The 16,411-nt window shown below is 34.7% G+C and carries 20 protein-coding genes; 5 read left to right on the top strand and 15 right to left on the bottom strand.

The features are described 5' to 3' along the window. Nucleotides 1–47 precede the first annotated feature (47 nt). The 3 genes from uptA to cotH all read right to left on the bottom strand — a co-directional run bounded on the left by uptA (nt 48) and on the right by cotH (nt 2,553). Nucleotides 48–650, bottom strand: a complete 603-nt coding sequence (gene uptA / locus AC1DKZ_RS13190; protein WP_431182188.1) for an undecaprenyl phosphate transporter UptA — start codon at nt 648–650, stop codon at nt 48–50. Between the two features lie 103 nt (nt 651–753). Continuing rightward, nucleotides 754–1,371 (bottom strand): NUDIX hydrolase N-terminal domain-containing protein, encoded by a 618-nt coding sequence (locus AC1DKZ_RS13185; protein ID WP_476996412.1) that lies wholly within the window; start codon nt 1,369–1,371, stop codon nt 754–756. A gap of 105 nt (nt 1,372–1,476) precedes the next feature. Then, complete coding sequence (cotH, locus tag AC1DKZ_RS13180; RefSeq protein ID WP_431182084.1) at nt 1,477–2,553, bottom strand: spore coat protein CotH; 1,077 nt, start codon at nt 2,551–2,553, stop codon at nt 1,477–1,479. Nucleotides 2,554–2,734: 181 nt separating this feature from the next. Between cotH and exsB the strand changes: the two genes are divergently transcribed. After that, a complete protein-coding gene (gene exsB / locus AC1DKZ_RS13175) occupies nt 2,735–3,313 on the top strand; it encodes an exosporium protein ExsB (protein WP_002064999.1) in 579 nt (192 codons plus the stop codon). Between the two features lie 46 nt (nt 3,314–3,359). Here exsB and AC1DKZ_RS13170 read toward each other — a convergent pair whose 3' ends face one another. From AC1DKZ_RS13170 to AC1DKZ_RS13145, 6 genes are all read right to left on the bottom strand, one after another. Then, nucleotides 3,360–3,971 (bottom strand): phosphoserine phosphatase 1, encoded by a 612-nt coding sequence (locus AC1DKZ_RS13170; protein WP_002189368.1) that lies wholly within the window; start codon nt 3,969–3,971, stop codon nt 3,360–3,362. A gap of 17 nt (nt 3,972–3,988) precedes the next feature. Then, nucleotides 3,989–4,531 carry a short-chain dehydrogenase gene (locus AC1DKZ_RS13165; RefSeq protein ID WP_476996411.1) on the bottom strand — a complete coding sequence of 181 codons (543 nt, stop codon included), beginning with the start codon at nt 4,529–4,531 and terminating at the stop codon, nt 3,989–3,991. Nucleotides 4,532–4,544: 13 nt separating this feature from the next. Next, entirely contained in the window at nt 4,545–4,961 is a 417-nt protein-coding gene (gene fosB / locus AC1DKZ_RS13160; protein ID WP_476996410.1) for a FosBx1 family fosfomycin resistance bacillithiol transferase, read from the bottom strand. 59 nt (nt 4,962–5,020) lie between these two features. Further along, complete coding sequence (locus AC1DKZ_RS13155) at nt 5,021–6,682, bottom strand: peptide ABC transporter substrate-binding protein (RefSeq protein WP_476996409.1); 1,662 nt, start codon at nt 6,680–6,682, stop codon at nt 5,021–5,023. A gap of 71 nt (nt 6,683–6,753) precedes the next feature. Continuing rightward, nucleotides 6,754–7,752: a DUF2628 domain-containing protein gene (locus tag AC1DKZ_RS13150; RefSeq protein WP_476996408.1), complete on the bottom strand. Its 999-nt coding sequence runs from the start codon at nt 7,750–7,752 to the stop codon at nt 6,754–6,756. Between the two features lie 165 nt (nt 7,753–7,917). Beyond that, nucleotides 7,918–8,376, bottom strand: coding sequence for a methylated-DNA--[protein]-cysteine S-methyltransferase (locus AC1DKZ_RS13145; RefSeq protein WP_002086069.1), 459 nt, complete (start codon nt 8,374–8,376; stop codon nt 7,918–7,920). 133 nt (nt 8,377–8,509) lie between these two features. Here AC1DKZ_RS13145 and namA point away from each other — a divergent pair, with 133 nt between their 5' ends. Beyond that, the gene (gene namA, locus AC1DKZ_RS13140) at nt 8,510–9,550 is read left to right on the top strand and encodes an NADPH dehydrogenase NamA (RefSeq protein ID WP_476996407.1); all 1,041 of its coding nucleotides are present in this window, start codon (nt 8,510–8,512) and stop codon (nt 9,548–9,550) included. A 29-nt stretch (nt 9,551–9,579) separates the two neighbouring features. Here namA and AC1DKZ_RS13135 read toward each other — a convergent pair whose 3' ends face one another. Both AC1DKZ_RS13135 and AC1DKZ_RS13130 read right to left on the bottom strand, forming a co-directional pair. Continuing rightward, a complete protein-coding gene (locus tag AC1DKZ_RS13135) occupies nt 9,580–10,239 on the bottom strand; it encodes an oxidoreductase (RefSeq protein ID WP_002031464.1) in 660 nt (219 codons plus the stop codon). 116 nt (nt 10,240–10,355) lie between these two features. After that, nucleotides 10,356–10,511 carry a hypothetical protein gene (locus AC1DKZ_RS13130; RefSeq protein ID WP_476996439.1) on the bottom strand — a complete coding sequence of 52 codons (156 nt, stop codon included), beginning with the start codon at nt 10,509–10,511 and terminating at the stop codon, nt 10,356–10,358. A 267-nt stretch (nt 10,512–10,778) separates the two neighbouring features. Here AC1DKZ_RS13130 and AC1DKZ_RS13125 point away from each other — a divergent pair, with 267 nt between their 5' ends. Continuing rightward, nucleotides 10,779–11,729 (top strand): metal ABC transporter substrate-binding protein, encoded by a 951-nt coding sequence (locus tag AC1DKZ_RS13125; RefSeq protein ID WP_476996406.1) that lies wholly within the window; start codon nt 10,779–10,781, stop codon nt 11,727–11,729. Nucleotides 11,730–11,865: 136 nt separating this feature from the next. Next, nucleotides 11,866–12,336, top strand: coding sequence for a GNAT family N-acetyltransferase (locus AC1DKZ_RS13120; RefSeq protein WP_476996405.1), 471 nt, complete (start codon nt 11,866–11,868; stop codon nt 12,334–12,336). Between the two features lie 14 nt (nt 12,337–12,350). Here the strand turns inward: AC1DKZ_RS13120 and AC1DKZ_RS13115 are convergent, their stop codons facing one another. The 3 genes from AC1DKZ_RS13115 to AC1DKZ_RS13105 form a co-directional block, all read right to left on the bottom strand. Further along, the gene (locus AC1DKZ_RS13115; RefSeq protein ID WP_476996404.1) at nt 12,351–13,097 is read right to left on the bottom strand and encodes a VOC family protein; all 747 of its coding nucleotides are present in this window, start codon (nt 13,095–13,097) and stop codon (nt 12,351–12,353) included. 18 nt (nt 13,098–13,115) lie between these two features. Beyond that, entirely contained in the window at nt 13,116–13,640 is a 525-nt protein-coding gene (locus tag AC1DKZ_RS13110; protein WP_002086081.1) for a PadR family transcriptional regulator, read from the bottom strand. A 108-nt stretch (nt 13,641–13,748) separates the two neighbouring features. Then, nucleotides 13,749–14,699, bottom strand: a complete 951-nt coding sequence (locus tag AC1DKZ_RS13105) for a CobW family GTP-binding protein (protein ID WP_476996403.1) — start codon at nt 14,697–14,699, stop codon at nt 13,749–13,751. Nucleotides 14,700–14,864: 165 nt separating this feature from the next. Between AC1DKZ_RS13105 and AC1DKZ_RS13100 the strand changes: the two genes are divergently transcribed. Then, nucleotides 14,865–15,767: an aldo/keto reductase gene (locus AC1DKZ_RS13100; RefSeq protein ID WP_476996402.1), complete on the top strand. Its 903-nt coding sequence runs from the start codon at nt 14,865–14,867 to the stop codon at nt 15,765–15,767. Between the two features lie 24 nt (nt 15,768–15,791). Here the strand turns inward: AC1DKZ_RS13100 and AC1DKZ_RS13095 are convergent, their stop codons facing one another. Beyond that, complete coding sequence (locus AC1DKZ_RS13095) at nt 15,792–16,376, bottom strand: GNAT family N-acetyltransferase (protein ID WP_002126982.1); 585 nt, start codon at nt 16,374–16,376, stop codon at nt 15,792–15,794. Nucleotides 16,377–16,411: the final 35 nt, after the last annotated feature.

Raw genomic sequence — 16,411 nt, 5'->3', positions numbered from 1 at the left:
TTTTAGAACTGAAACAATAAAAAAAAGCCAATGAAAAATCATTGACTTTAACGCGCTGCTTTTTTCTTTTTTAAATACTTTAAACCGAAGTATAGAGCAACAAAGAGAACAGCCGCTATAATTATGTAATGTGTGTAATCAGATGCATACTCTTTAATATGTCGCCAATTTCCACCAAGCTTTTCACCTAAGTATATAAATAGTATTGACCATGGAATAATCGCTACAACTGTATACAGTGTGAAAAGTTTTAATGGCATCTTAGCTAGTCCTGCCGGAATAGAGATTGCATGACGTACAATTGGGATAAAACGTGCCGAAAATATTACTCCAGCTCCGTAACGCTTAAACCAATTTTCTGCTATGTCTAAATGGTGTTTATTAATAAGTAGATATTTTCCATATTTCTCTACAACTGGACGCCCTCCATAGTATCCAAGCCAATATAAAAAGATTTGAGCTAAAGTACCACCGATTGTTCCAGCAATAACTGCACCGACAAAGCTAATTTTACCATCTGCGACTAAAAAGCCAGCATACGAAAGTACAATTTCACTCGGGATAATTTCAATCATTAAAGCTAGCGCTACTCCAAAGTATCCTAGACTTGCAAAGAATTGCAATAACTGATCTATTATGTTTGCTAACATTTTCTTTTCTATCTCCTTTTTCTTCACATACCATCCCATTATCACATAAAGATTGGCATCTGCCAATATCTTCATTTTAACAATATGTACAATTCTAGCAGTATTAATCTATTATTTTTTCTTTCTGCGGGTCTTTCATGTAGGCAAACATTTCTTTAATTTGCTCTTCTGTATTTCTAGCAATTGATAAATCCGGCAATTCATCTTCACCAAAAAACTCTATTTCTTCTGTTTCAATACTAACTTTCTTTTCCCCACCAACAATATTACAGCCAATAAAAATCTTATATACATGCGTTGCAGAAGGCGATGGTTGATGCTTTTCTTTATCAAATATAGCTAGTAGCTTAAAATCATCTACTTCATAACCCGTCTCCTCTAAAACTTCTTTTGCTGCTACTTCTGTTGGCGTATAACCAACATCAGCCCATCCACCTGGCAATGCCCATTTCCTATCACTTTTTTCTTTCACAAATAATAGTTTTTCATTTTGAAAAATAACTGCCCGTATATCAACTTTAGGTGTTTGATAGCCTGTCTCACTTGCAAATAAATTCTCTACTACTTCCCAATCTGTCTTTGTATAATGTGACATCATTGAAACTGAAATGTCCCGTAATTGTTGAAAACGCTCTATATCATATACATCCTTAGAATACGTTAAACCCGCTTGAGCTATAGATTGTATTTGTTTTACCCAATCAATCCACTTGACCGTCATGTTTCCACATCTCCATTCTTTATTGAGTAAATATTACGTCAATTAAATTGATACATCTTTATTATACAAAAAAAGAGATTGATAATGTTCCAATCTCTTTCAAAATTAATCCAATTCATGTAAGTGGTCTTGTATATACTTCCTTCTTTTATTTATATATTCATCAATCATATCAGCTTCTTGATCAAATGTTTCTAATTTTTCTTTCATATATGGATCTTGTAGTAAATATGGACGAATCGATTCACACAAACCTTCTACTTTCGGCATCATAAACGAAACGGTAAATTGTTCTTCTAATATTTCTTCCAAAATACTTCGGTATTGTTTTCTAAATACAGGTATATCTAACACTCTTGCACTTAACGTATTATAACCTTGAATACGAATATATTCATGATTAAGTGGYCTCCCTTGTACATCTCGCCCCCAAGTCGCATCATAATCCCACGGTATCACTTCAAATAAATTTGTCTCATCGTTATGATATAGTGCATAGTTATGAACGAAACCATCAAAGTTTTGCGTAAAAATAACTCCAGCTAACCATCGTAAATATTTATCTACATGTAGAAACTTCCCGATTTCTTTTTCATAATCTTCCCTCGACAAAGTATTCGCTTGAAATACAAATTCACTCAGTTGTTCTTCACTATTTTTATTCGAATATTTAAATTCATAACCCGCAAAGAGCTCTGTCTTAACATCTTTATCTCGCTCACTCATTAACGAAAAATTCGCATCATCATCTATCGCATAATAAATAGAACCACTCGGTAACCCTCTATTTTTCAAAAAGTTTTCATCAACTGATTCTAACTGTAAATACACACCTTGAATTTGACCATTAATTTTTATAAATACATGTTGTGATTTTGGCGAAAGTACACCAATATCATGAAAAAAATCTAAAGATAATTTATTTCGTATGAGAGACGGATCCATAAACTCAGAATTCAAATGAAACTCTTTCGCGCCTTGAAATTTTTTCGGTTTATAAAACATAACATGATAAGACTTTTTCTCAAATTCGCGAATATGAGCCCCTCGGTATACGATATCAATGTCATACTTCTTTTTTCCATAAGTTAATTTTGCTGGCACTGGACTATCTGACCAAATGTCCTTTTTCAATTCCACTAAGTACATTGGATGAACAAAAAAATCATATGAAGGCAGCATGTTTTCTCATCCCTTCTCAGTTCTCTTCATTCAATGTATGCGCCTTGTCTTGTCCATACATCCGCTATCATCTATTTATATAAAATTACACTCTTGTCCTGTTCAGAAAGAAGTCGAATCTCATATCATGTTAAGGAAAAAGAATACCTTTTCAATTTAACACTCGATAAGGAGGATTTCTATGAAACGTGATATTAGAAAAGCTGTTGAAGAAATCAAAAGTGCTGGTATGGAGGATTTCTTACACCAAGATCCAAGTACTTTTGAGTGCGATGATGATAAATTCTCTCATCATAAATGTACAACAGGGCGTAAATGTACAACAGGGCGTAAATGTCCAAGAACAAGATGTACTCGCGTAAAACATTGTACTTTCGTTACAAAATGTACTCATGTTAAAAAATGGACGTTTGTTACGAAATGCACTCGTGTGCGCGTTCAAAAATGGACGTTCGTTACAAAAGTGACGCGTAGAAAAGAATGCGTTTTAGTTACAAAACGTACTCGCAGAAAGCATTGTACTTTCGTTACAAAATGCATACGCTTTGAAAAGAAATTTTTCTGGACAAAACGAAGTTTCTGTAAAAAATGCGAATTCTTCCCTCACGGACACGGTAGCTCTTGCGATGATGATTGTGATCATGGTAAAGACTGTCACGATGACGGGCACAAATGGAATGATTGCAGAGACGGACATAAGTTCCCATCTTGCAAAAATAAGAAATTCGATCACTTCTGGTATAAAAAACGTAATTGCTAGTTTTTTATACCCACCAAAAAAGGCCGCATTGCGGCCTTTTTTACGTTTACTGAAAATGGCTTATATCTGCAAATTGTTTTACTTTACCAAGATCTTCATCAAATTCAATCACACTAAGACTCGCGCTATGCATAAATGGCTCTCCCCATACATGTTCAATTTCAACACCTGCAAAATGCCCTACAAGTAATTTCGCTGCTGCAGCATGAGAGACAATTAAAATATTTTCCCCTTTATGCTTTTCTAAAAGAAATTGTATCCCTTCAATTACTCTTTTATGAACGGCCGCAAAGTTTTCCCCTAATGTTGATTGAAAAAGATGTGGTTCATTCCAAAATAAATGTACTTCTTCTGGATATTGCATTTCCAAATCAGCAATTGTTTGCCCTTCCCATGTCCCCATATTTATTTCATAGAAATGTTCATCTGCTATAATTGGAATATCGCGTTCTCCTTTAATCAATTCGGCAGTATGAATCGTTCTTTCACTTGGACTACTATATATGGCGTGGAGAGGTAAATCCTTCATACGCTCCCCTAATTGTTTCGCTTGTATCATACCATTCTCAGTTAAGGCTGAATTTTTTCGTCCTTGCATCCGCTTTGCTACATTCCATTCTGTCTCACCGTGCCTTGTTACATATACTGTTGTCTTCATTTCCTATTTCCCCCTTATCATTTCGGCCGCAATTCCCACGGCTCTACTCTCCCTACAATCCATTCTGTGCATTTACTTTCAATTCCTTTTATAACTCCGTCAACTATCTCTTCATGAGTAAGCCACCTTGCATATGTATCTTCTAAAATAAACCCTAATATAACTCTGTAATAACTACATAATGCCCCGCCTATTTTTTTTGACTTCGTACGTGATGCACTACTACCTAATATATGAAATAAACTGTACTTTTCCGACGACAATTCTACCTCATTACAAATGAGTCGTAATGCATGCTTTGCATTAGAGTGTATCCAGGCAACAACTAATGTTATTGGACCATTTTGTTCAATTGTATTTGTAATAGATTGCTTTACATCATCGTCATTTTGATAATCTAAAGGAAGACATGTAATATTTTCTGGTGCCGAACTAGCTTGCTTAACATTTTCTAATTTCACTTCATCTCGTCCAATAACAGACACACGAAATCCTTGATCACAAAGCCACATAGAAACTTTCTTTAGCATTCCTGTTCCACCAATTACAAGCGCATGCAACTTCTTCCCCCCCTTAGTAAAATGTCATATGAGGTTTCTCATCTCTATAATAATTTAGACGATCTTGCAATGTCCCTGAATGGAACTCAAATTTATGACCATCTGGATCTAGAAAATATATAGATTCACAATCTCTCACATCTCGTTCTCTTCCTTGTAAAATATGAACTTTATTTTCTTCTAATCGCTGCAGTAAGCGTTCAAAGTCTTCTTGTTCAACAGAAAATGCGAGGTGCGTATAAGATTGATGAATCTCCTTTCTTGGAATATGTGCCTCCTCGTTCAGTGCTATCCATACTCCACATATATTGAAATATGCAAGTTTTCTCCCTTTAACTAATAGTTCTCCTTCTAGCACTCTTTCATAAAACATAATAGCGTTTTCTAAATTTGATACTGAAAAACAAAGATGATTGATTCCTTTCAACACTCCACGTTCCTCCCTAAACAAATAAAAGATGAGTGAAAATTCACTCATCTTTTATTATACTATTTCTTTGTAATATATGCCCATTTATAACTAAAGTCGCCACCGAACGTATGGTTAGCAATACCATTTACATACGTCTTCTCTAAGTAAGCTGTACTTTGTTGGTACGTAGGTGAGATTGCAGCGTCTTGACCAATTAAGATTTTTTCAGCTTCTGCAAGTGCTTTCCAGCGTGCTGCGTCATCTTTTAGTAGTTCTCCTTTTGATTTTGCTACTAAATCATCGTACTTCGGATTTGAATAATCCATTTCATTAAATGAGCTTCCAGTAACGAACATATCAATATATGTCATTGGGTCTGGATAATCTGGACTCCATGCAGATAATGAGAATTCATATTCAAATTTCTTTTCTAAATCTAACTTCTGCTTATATGGTTGTTGCTTCAAATTCACTTTAATACCAGGTAAGTTTTTCTCTAATTCTTCTTTAATAAAGTCGCCCACTTTTTTACGACTACCGTTATCATCATTTAGTAATTCTACTGTAATTGTATCTTGACCAAGTTCTTTCTTCGCTTCTTCCCACAGTTTTTTTGCTTTCGCAGCATTATCTTTACTGTCACGGAAATTTTTATTTACAGTACGGAAGTCTTTTCCATCTGGTCCTGTCGTAAACTTTTCAGGTACTAAGAAATACGCTGGCAATGATCCATCATTCAAAATTACATCCGCAATTCCTTTTTTATCGTACGCTAAATCAATCGCCTCACGAACCTTTTGATTTTTAAACGTTGCATTTTTTTGATTAAAACGTAGGAAATACATACGTGGGTCTAGCTTCGTTTTAAATTCATCTGGTTTATTCTTTTTATATTTGTCTACAAACTCAGAACTTAAAATGACACGATCTGCTTGATCACTATCATATAAATTTACCCCAGTACTTGTCTCTTTTACTATACCCACATTAATTTCTTGTAATTTTACAGCATCTTTATCCCAATAATTTTGGTTTTTCTTTAACTGGTAACTTTGTTCATGTTTCCATTCACTCATTGTAAATGGTCCATTGTACAATAATTTATCTGCTTCTAATCCGTATTTATCCCCTTGTCCTTTTACATACTTTTCATTTAATGGGAAGAATGTAGGGAACGAAGTAAGCTCAAGGAAATAAGGTGCTGGTTGCTCTAATTCTACTACCAACGTTTTATCATCCTTCGCTTTAACACCTAATTGATCCGACGGTACTTCTCCTTTATTTACTTTCTGTGCATTTTTCACATCAAATAAAATAAATGCATATTCTGCTGCTATTGCTTTATCTAATGTACGTTGCCATGCATATACAAAATCTTGTGCTCGAACTGGATCACCATTTGACCATTTTGCATCACGTAATTCAAATGTATATGTCTTTTTATCTTCACTAATCTTCACGTCTTTGGCCATACCTGGAGTTGGTTTATTATCTTTATCTAGACGATATAATCCTTCCATTGCATTTACAAATACACGGAAAGATACAGAATCTGTTGATTTAGATGTATCCATTGAAGGAATTTCAGCTGTTTCTAGTAAGTTTAATACTTGCTTATCCGCTACTCCCTTACCTGCTTCTTTCTTCGTTGTAGATGCCTTCTCCCCATTTCCGCAACCTGCAACCAATACACTAGCCGATAATGCAACTGCAGCAATCGTTGTTACCTTTCTCTTCATTCTTCCTTCCCCCAATCTATATGTATAAGTTAAAACTTGTATAATATATTTTATTATACAAAAAATTCTGATTATTTTAAATATTTATTTTCATAAAAAGAAAAAAAGCGGTCAGAAATTGCTTTCCCTCCGCTTTGTTGAATAGCATTTACTTGCAATCCATCCTCTATTTCAAACGGATTTTCAACCTTGAATATTTCTTCCATCATCTTCAAAAACTCTTCTTCATTTTTAGATTCACCATTAATCGTAAGGGAATATGGCTCAATTTCACTCAATTTATAATCAACAATAAATTGAATTGTAACTTTTTGTCTTGGCATCCCTGGGCTGTATCCTTGAAATTCTACTAATTCCATACCTTCCGAACCACGATAATATATCCACCCTGAATTTTGAAAATAGCTTTCAAACGATTCACCAATCGAAAAGAACGGATATTCATAAAGCGAACTTGTACGTACTTTTTGTATAATATCTCGATCAGTCGGAAAAAAGAAATGACTGAAAAAAATACTAGCAACTGCTAAAATAGTAACGATTGTTGCTCCCATTTTACTCGTTCCACCACTATCACGGATGAGATAATTTTCAACCGATTCATCTTTAATTCCCCGTGCTTTTATTCGATATATACGCCTTTCTGCAAATTGATAATATAATCCATTTGCAAAAATCCCCATCCCAAATAGAATGAAAATGAGTAATAAAAACGTAAGAGGCACCATATTAATGATTGGCAACGCTACGTTGAACCCCATATAATAAGAAAATGCATCACATGCTACTAATAACAGTATAAATAAAGCAGCAGGTACGTAATACTTGCGATATCCAAGCCAACCTACATTAAAAATAGCAGCCAGACCATTCCAGCTCCACCTAGCAATTCGCTTATTCTCAAGCTCCCATTTTCTTTTGTAATATGGATATTGTCTCCCTACATATACTTCTAATTCTTTGTCTATTAGCGAGCTTTCTTCACCTTGTTCATTATGCAAGTTTCGTTGACAATTTGCACAATTCAGCTGATCATTAATACAAGGTCGCCCACAATTTATACATTTCAAAACAATCCCTCTTTCCATCCATACTTCATTGTGAACTACCCACCACTTAGTATCTCTTACGAGCTTACCCCGAAGTGGGGGCTTCTCGGTTCATCGTTACTTTTGATAGCTAACGAATTTGTCTTAGGACAGCCGAGCTAACTCCCTCGTTCCAAAGGTTGTTTCTTACGATTTATTTAAAATACCTTCATGTTTCAATAACCACTCTTTCCTCCATAAACCACCCGCATACCCAACAAGTTTTCCACTCTTTCCTATTACACGATGGCATGGAACGATAATTGAAATTGGATTCCGGCTATTTGCCCCTCCTATCGCTCGTACAGCTTTCGTATTCCCAACCTTCTCCGCAATATCTAAATATGAAGCACTTACGCCATACGGAACAGTGTAAAGTGCATCCCATACATTCTTTTGGAATGGTGTTCCTTCAGCAGACAATGGAACTGTAAACTCTTTTCTTTTTCCTTCAAAGTATTCATCTAATTCATTTATACATTGTTCAACAAGTTCATTTTTATGTTCTTCTTTTCTATCTTCAACAAATATAACAGACGTAATTCCTTCTTCGTTCGCTGTAATTTCTAACAAACCTAATTCACTATCATAATAAGCCTGGTACATATGTCATCCTCCAATTCATTACATATTATTTATTGTAACACGAATAGACGAAATTTTTCGTATAAGCGTTTTATTAGGGAAACAAAAAAGAGGATGATACAATGTAAGAAAATTCAATCAAGGGGGATATTTGATGGAGTTTCAACTCTTTTCACCTTATACAATTAAGGACGTTACGCTAAAAAACCGTATCATTATGTCACCTATGTGCATGTATTCATCAGAAAATGAGGATGGCCAAGTAACTAATTTTCATCTCGTCCATTATGGAACCAGGGCTGCTGGCCAAGTAGGTTTAGTTATGATTGAAGCAACAGCTGTGTTACCTGAAGGACGAATTTCTAACAAAGACTTAGGCATTTGGGATGATACTCTAATTGAAGGCTTACATAAAACGACAACATTTATACATAATAACGGTGCAAAAGCAGCCATTCAACTCGCTCACGCCGGAAGAAAGGCTGAATTAGAAACAGATGCTTTCGCTCCCTCAGCAATTCCGTTTAACGATAGAATGAAAATACCAGTAGAAATGAATAAAAAGCAAATTAAAGAAACTGTTTCTGCTTTTCAAAAAGCAGCTTTACGCTCTAAACGAGCGGGGGTTGACGTTATTGAATTACATGGTGCTCACGGTTATCTTATTAATGAATTTCTTTCTCCGCTTTCCAATAAGCGGACTGATGAATACGGGGGGGGCTCACCTGAAAATCGCTATCGTTTCTTACGCGAAATCATCGATGCTGTAAATGAAGTTTGGAACGGACCGTTATTTGTTCGTATTTCAGCAAATGATTATCATCCTGACGGGTTAACGGTTCAAGATTATGTGCAGTATACAGGATGGATGAAAGAACAAGGGGTAGATTTAATCGATTGTAGTTCTGGTGCTGTTGTACCCGCACATATTGATGTGTATCCTGGTTACCAAGTACAATATGCTAAACATATTAAGGAGCATGTTGACATCGCGACTGGTGCGGTAGGATTAATTACAACCGGATCACAAGCAGAGCAAATTTTAAATAATAACGAAGCAGATTTAATTTTTATCGGACGCGAGTTACTTCGTAATCCATACTTCCCAAGAATAGCTGCCAATGAACTTGGCTTTGAATTAAAAGAACCATATCAGTACCGACGAGCACCCGGGAAAATTAAAACTAATAAGTAAAACCGAGAAATTATTCTTCTCGGTTTTACTTATTTTATTTCTATAATATCGTTTGAACTATAAATATGAATACCAGATTCTTCACGTAGCGCTGTTATATACATTCCTTTCGCCACATCTTTAGCTGAAATTGGTTTATACTTTTTAAAAGCCCCTTTAAATATAAACGGAAGAATACGAGATAATTTCTCAGCCATTCTTTCCCCAAAACGATATTCTTGTCGATTTCCAACTAATAATGACGGCCTGAAAATATGTATGCCACCAATAACTAGCTTTTTCAGCTCCTCTTCCATTTTCCCCTTCACTTGCGAGTAAAAGAAAAATGATTTAGGTTTTGCTCCCATTGATGAAATAACAAGAAAATTTTGCACACCTTGTTTTTCAGCTAAGCAGGCAGCTCGTAATGTATATTCATAATCTACTTTTTTAAAATTCGACTTCGACTTCGCTTTTTTTATCGTTGTTCCTAAGCAACTAAAAACATCATCTACTGCAAAAAATTCTTTGTATTCCTCTAATACTGAAAAATCCACCTGTTTCTGTTGCAATTTCTCATGCTGTAATTGTAATGGTTCTCTTACAAAAATAGTAACCGAATCGTAGTAATCTGAGTCAAGTAATAGTCGTGTTATTTCTTGTCCAACTAGCCCACTTGCGCCAAGTACTAACGCTGTTCGCTTATTCATATATGTGTATACCTCTTTATTTACTATTCTCTCCTATAGCTAATCGTCGCTAACAGGAGTTTCCGTTCTCCCATTTTACCATAAGTAAAGCACTATGCGTACGCATAGTGCTTTACTTACTCTTTTTTCTTTTCTTTTTCCTCCATTGGTAATTTCGTTATTTTTGTAGCATCTCCTAAATTACTTATTAATCTCCTTAAAAAAATTAAAACAAAAGATAATGGCAATACTACCGCAAGTATTAATAAGATAGCCTCCATGAAGTAACCCAAGTACTCATCCCCTTTTTTTCTGCTCCCTCCCAATATATGAAAGTAACATTGTCACATATGCACCAATCATAAAAATTAATACCTTTCTTTTTGACAAATTTATAACAAAAACAAATCGTAATGATTATTATTTATTGCAACTTTCATAAAGATGTATTATACTAGGTTCGCAACCTAAAACGTAATTATTCCGTTTTGTGTTAAAACGATATTTTCTTCTTATATTTGGAGAAAATATAATTGTAAAAAAGAAAAGAGGAGAATTATATGCCTAAAAAATTAGCTCTATTTTTATTTATACTTATTTTCACACTCATCTTTGCTGGATGTTCTAACAACAAAGAAGGTGCGGCGAAAAAAGATGGGAAACTTTCTGTTTATACAACCATTTTCCCACTCGCTGACTTTACAAAAAAAATCGGTGGTGATTATGTAAATGTAGAAACAATTTACCCACCTGGTGCGGATTCTCATACATTTGAACCAAGTCAAAAGCAGACTGTACAAGTGGCGAAAGCCGATTTATTTGTTTATAACGGCGCAGAATTAGAACCATTTGCCGAAAAAATGGAAAAATCATTAAAAAAAGAAAACGTAAAAATTGTAAATGCATCTAAAGATATCGAACTTCGTGCTTCATCTGAAGAAGAGCAGCACGATCATGGAGACGGTCATAAAGAAGATGAACATCATCACGATAAAGACCCACACGTTTGGATAGACCCTACTCTTGCGATGAAACAAGCAGAAAAAATTAAAAATGCACTTGTAGAATTACAGCCTGAACATAAAAAAGAGTTCGAAAAAAACTTTGCAGCACTACAAACAAAATTTACTGATTTAGATGATCAATTTAAAGCAGTTGTTGCAAATGCAAAAACGAAAGAAATATTAGTTTCACACGCAGCTTACGGCTACTGGGAACAACGATACGGTTTGAAACAAATTCCAATCGCTGGAATTTCAGCATCTGATGAACCATCTCAAAAGCAGCTTGCTGACATTACAAAAACAGTAAAAGAGCACGGTCTACAATATATTTTATTTGAAACATTCTCTACTCCAAAAGTGGCATCAGTTATTCAAAAAGAAACAGGTACAAAAATTTTACGCTTAAATCACCTTGCTACTATTTCTGAGGATGATGCAAAGAACAATAAAGATTACTTCACTTTAATGGAAGAAAACGTAAATACATTGAAAGAAGCTACTAACTAATCAACTTTTTTATAAGAAGCTGAATATTCCATTCAGCTTCTTTTTTGTCTGTTTCCGCTTGACTTGACTAAAATAACAAGTAAAATAATCCATATTAGCTTTTAAGCTATATTAATTTAGAAGGTGAGTTGGAATTATGACTCTTCACATTTGTGAAGTAACAGCAAAAAATTGGCGTTCAGTAGCTGCTTTAAACGTCGCAAAAGACCAGCAGCAATTTATTGAAAGCAATGCGTTTTCTTTAGCAGAATCATTATTTGAAGGAAACGGAACGTCAGTAGGTTTATATGATGGAGAAACACTTGTAGGGTATGCAATGTATGGATGGTATTGGGAAAAACGTAAAAGTGTCTGGTTAGATCGCTTTATGATTGATCAACAATATCAAGGAAAAGGATACGCAAAACGTTTCCTTCGCATACTCATTCAATTCTTACAAGAAAAATTTGAATGTAAAATAATTTATTTAAGTTTACATCCTGACAACAAACTCGCAATGGGACTATATGAGTCATTTGGCTTCCGTTTAAATGGTGATATTGATGACGAAGGCCCAGTTGTAGGTGTTGTAATGGAATTACTAATAGATGAAAATACAAGCCTGTGAAAACAGGCTTTTTATTATTTATTTATTAATGTCACATTTTCTATATTTAATTTCTTCTCCCTATGTGCTTCGCTTTTGCAATCTAGTATTATCTCCGTAAAATGCTCATCCGATTGAATTAGATAAATCATTTGATTGTTTAAACGTATTACTATTTCTTCTTCTTCATTTGTAACATCTGAAAATAGACAACTAATAATGTCTCTATCTCCATTTGTTATTTCTCCATATAATTTCACCGTATTTATTCCTGTAATTCCCTGCTCCAAACTATTTGGATTCATATATTTCTCCATATATTCTCTGCTCTTTTGATCGTCCATTTGTTGTAGAAAGAATTGAAACGGCATCCCCTTCATCGGCTGTATGTATGCATTTTTCCACGGCATAGTTTTCTTAAATAAATTAAAAAACCACTTGTATTGTAATGGTTCTGGTTTTGTAATTCCAATTCCACCTTCTATCATTTTCCCATACACTTTATCTATATTTTCAACATCAATTGCCAGTCCGATAAGTCCCCTATGGCCATCACAATATTTCTGAACCCACTCTTGTACCCAACCACCCCCATCTTTTGTTTTTACTCTTACTAATTCTAAATATTCTTTTCCAATCCATATGTTAGATACTTTAAACCCTTTCGTTCCCTTTCCCCATTTCGGAACATATGGAAGCCCGATAGAATGTACATTTTTAATCGTTTCCTTATTTTCTTGTATTTCTTTATTTACATTTATAACAAGATGATCGATTTTCATATTCTTCCCACCACATTTTTATTTTTTTAATAGTTTCTCTAACCTATGAATAAATCGAAGTTGCATCTCACATTGTTCATACATATTTTCGAAAATTAGTTTCACATACGCTGGCGCGTTATCTTTTAGTCTTTCTCCTTCCCTCATCTCTTCATAAGTAGATCGTATTTCACTTTTCTGCTCTTCTAAAGCTTCTAAAACCTCCTCTCTCATACTCTCTTCTTCTGACAGAAATGTTAACGCTGTATATAGATGTTTTGGAAACATAACTGAAGTTTTTTGAAACGACTCCTTTAATAACCTTTTAAATTCTTGACTTCCCTTGTCTGTAATACAATATATCGTTTTCGACCGTTTTCCGGTCATTTCAATTGCTTTAACTTGAATGAAATTTTCATTTTCCATTTTTTTTAATGCGTGATAAATAGAAGCTGGGAAAACTTCCGCCCATTTATTACTTTGCACCATATTTAGCGCCTGCTGTATTTCATAACCAGATAGCGACTCCCTTTTAGTAAGCAATCCAAGAATCATTAAACGCACCTTTTCTCCCCCTACCCCTAACGAAATACTAAACATTTAGTATTTTCAGATTATTTTAATGCAAATTCCAATTTTAGTAAACAAAAAAAGCCTGCAATATACGCAGACTTATTTCACACACTCTTGGAAATGTTCTTGGAACCATTCTTTATTAATATCTTTTCCGATAAACACTACTTCACTTACTCGCTCTTCGCCCTCTTGCCACTCTCTATCGTACGAAGCGGCAAACAGTGTATGCACACCTTGGAAAACAATACGTTTATCTACTCCATCAATAGATAAAATTCCTTTGTAGCGATATAAATGCTCCCCTAGTTCTTGAACAACAGCTGACATCCACTCATTCAATTTTTGTAAATCTAACGGACGTTCTTCACGTAGTACAAACGATTTTACACCTTCTAGATGGTTATGTTCTGTATGAGGGTAAATTTGCAGCGTATCTTTCGTTTTAAACGTTTGAATTTGTAATAACGATGGAATATCTACCTCACAGTTAGTCGCCTCGATTAACTTTGCAGTCGGGTTAATTCCTTGAAGTTCATGCAAGAGATTTTCTTTCTCATTTTCTTCAATTAAATCTAATTTATTAACTAACACAACATCAGCAAAGGCAATTTGTTCTTTCGCTTCTAGTCCCTTTTCAAAATGTTTATGTATATGATAGCTATCTACAACTGTTAGAACACCGTTAATTTGGTATGCAGATTGAATAACTGGATCTAAAAAGAAAGTTTGAATAATCGGACCTGGATTTGCAAGACCTGTTGTTTCAATTACTAATCCATCAAAGTCCATTTTCCCTTCTGCTTTCACATCCAGTAATTGTTTTAAAGCAACAAGTAAATCTTCACGCACAGTACAGCATAAACAACCGTTTGTCATTTCCATAATTTCTTCTTCAACGTTCATAATTAATTGATTATCGATACCAATTTGCCCTATTTCATTTACAATCACTGCTAATTTCTTGCCGTGATCCTCTGATAAAATTCGATTTAATAATGTCGTTTTCCCTGATCCAAGAAAACCAGTTAGTATTGTTACTGGAATCATTCCTTACATCTCCTTATAGCTATATGTTTCTACATTATAGCATATAGAGAAAAACGTTTTTGTAGCAAAACATATTTATTGTATGTACAACCGGGTAACTATATAATAATATGTAGCAAGAAAGCCTTTTCAAAAATATTATCATTCATCAAGGGGGTACTTATAATGGAACGAGTTCAAATGGCCGAAACACTAGAATTTTCTCGTATTATTCAAGGGTTCTGGCGTTTAGCAGAATGGAATATGACAAAGCAAGAGTTACTTTCTTTTATTGAAGACTGTATGGATTTGGGGATTACTACTTTCGATCACGCTGATATTTATGGTGGGTATACGTGTGAAGGATTGTTTGGAGAAGCGTTACAATTAAAGCCTTCCTTACGCGAAAATATGCAAATCATCACTAAATGTGGAATCGCTCCCCCATCACCTAAATTTCCAGAGCGATATGTTGCTCACTACAATACGAGTGCTGAACATATAATAAAAAGCGCGGAAGATTCATTACAAAACTTACATACAGATTATATTGATGTATTGCTCATCCATCGCCCAGATCCATTTATGGATCCAACTGAAGTGGCAGAAGCGTTCTCACGCTTAAAGCAAGAAGGCAAAGTTCGCCACTTCGGTGTATCTAACTTTTTACCTTCACAATTTAATATGTTAAGTTCGTATTTAGATTTCCCGCTCATTACAAATCAAATTGAAGTTTCTGCGATGCAGCTTGAGCATTTTGAAAAAGGTACGATTGATTTATGCCAAGAAAAACGAATTAATCCAATGATTTGGTCACCTCTTGCTGGTGGTGAAATATTTACTGGTCAATCAGAACGCGCCGTACGTGTACGTGAAACTTTACAAAAAGTTGCTACTGAACTAGGTGTTACTAGCATCGATACTGTTATGTATGCATGGTTACTCGCTCATCCAGCTAACATGATGCCAATCGTTGGCTCTGGTAAATTAGATCGAGTAAAAACGGCTGCAATGGCAACAAAAGTTAATTTAGACCGCCAACAATGGTTTACACTTTTCGAAAGCTCTAATGGACATCCTGTACCATAATAAACAAAAAGAAGAGCTGTTTCTTTACAGCTCTTCTTTTTCATATGTATTTCTCGTCATTGCAAATACACACATATCCCTTAATCCATTTCCATCCACCGCAACACTCGCGCTTTCTAAAGTACCCTCTAATTTAAATCCTAATTTCTCAGGTATCGCTCTACTCTTCTTATTTAGAGAATCACAACGAATTTCTACGCGGTTTGCTTTCAATTCAGTGAAAGCATAATCTGTTATACCTTTTGCAGCCTCTACCATATAGCCCTTTCCACTAAACCTTGAATCAATCCAATACCCGATTTCAAATTGAGGTATATCCCAATTAATACGATGTAATCCGGCAGATGCAATAAATTCACCTGTTTCGTTCGAAAAAACTAGTAATCTCAAATCCTCACGCTGCAAAAATTGAATATGCGATTTTCTAATACTCTCTTCTATTTCTTCCTCTGTTTGCTCTTTTTGTGCAAAGACCATCCAAGGTTTTAATTCTTGTATTGAAGCTTGAATTGCGTCATATACAACTTTACCATCACCTGGTTTTGGCATTCGAATAAAAAGCCTGTCAGTATAAAATTCAGAAGGAAAATCGAATAATAACGGATTCACTGTAAACACTCCCTATAATTCTTTTATATATAATA

This window comes from Bacillus sp. 05T21, assembly GCF_056396785.1.
Note: the sequence above shows the minus strand (reverse complement) of the source record. Positions and strands in the feature narration are given on the sequence as shown.

Excerpts from the sequence above, each read along its gene's own strand:
- uptA (WP_431182188.1), bottom strand. The coding sequence starts at position 650 with ATGTTAGCAAACATAATAGATCAGTTATTGCAATTCTTTGCAAGTCTA.
- AC1DKZ_RS13185 (WP_476996412.1), bottom strand. The coding sequence starts at position 1,371 with ATGACGGTCAAGTGGATTGATTGGGTAAAACAAATACAATCTATAGCT.
- exsB (WP_002064999.1), top strand. The coding sequence starts at position 2,735 with ATGAAACGTGATATTAGAAAAGCTGTTGAAGAAATCAAAAGTGCTGGT.
- AC1DKZ_RS13170 (WP_002189368.1), bottom strand. The coding sequence starts at position 3,971 with ATGAAGACAACAGTATATGTAACAAGGCACGGTGAGACAGAATGGAAT.
- AC1DKZ_RS13155 (WP_476996409.1), bottom strand. The coding sequence starts at position 6,682 with ATGAAGAGAAAGGTAACAACGATTGCTGCAGTTGCATTATCGGCTAGT.
- AC1DKZ_RS13145 (WP_002086069.1), bottom strand. The coding sequence starts at position 8,376 with ATGTACCAGGCTTATTATGATAGTGAATTAGGTTTGTTAGAAATTACA.
- namA (WP_476996407.1), top strand. The coding sequence starts at position 8,510 with ATGGAGTTTCAACTCTTTTCACCTTATACAATTAAGGACGTTACGCTA.
- AC1DKZ_RS13135 (WP_002031464.1), bottom strand. The coding sequence starts at position 10,239 with ATGAATAAGCGAACAGCGTTAGTACTTGGCGCAAGTGGGCTAGTTGGA.
- AC1DKZ_RS13125 (WP_476996406.1), top strand. The coding sequence starts at position 10,779 with ATGCCTAAAAAATTAGCTCTATTTTTATTTATACTTATTTTCACACTC.
- AC1DKZ_RS13120 (WP_476996405.1), top strand. The coding sequence starts at position 11,866 with ATGACTCTTCACATTTGTGAAGTAACAGCAAAAAATTGGCGTTCAGTA.
- AC1DKZ_RS13115 (WP_476996404.1), bottom strand. The coding sequence starts at position 13,097 with ATGAAAATCGATCATCTTGTTATAAATGTAAATAAAGAAATACAAGAA.
- AC1DKZ_RS13105 (WP_476996403.1), bottom strand. The coding sequence starts at position 14,699 with ATGATTCCAGTAACAATACTAACTGGTTTTCTTGGATCAGGGAAAACG.
- AC1DKZ_RS13100 (WP_476996402.1), top strand. The coding sequence starts at position 14,865 with ATGGAACGAGTTCAAATGGCCGAAACACTAGAATTTTCTCGTATTATT.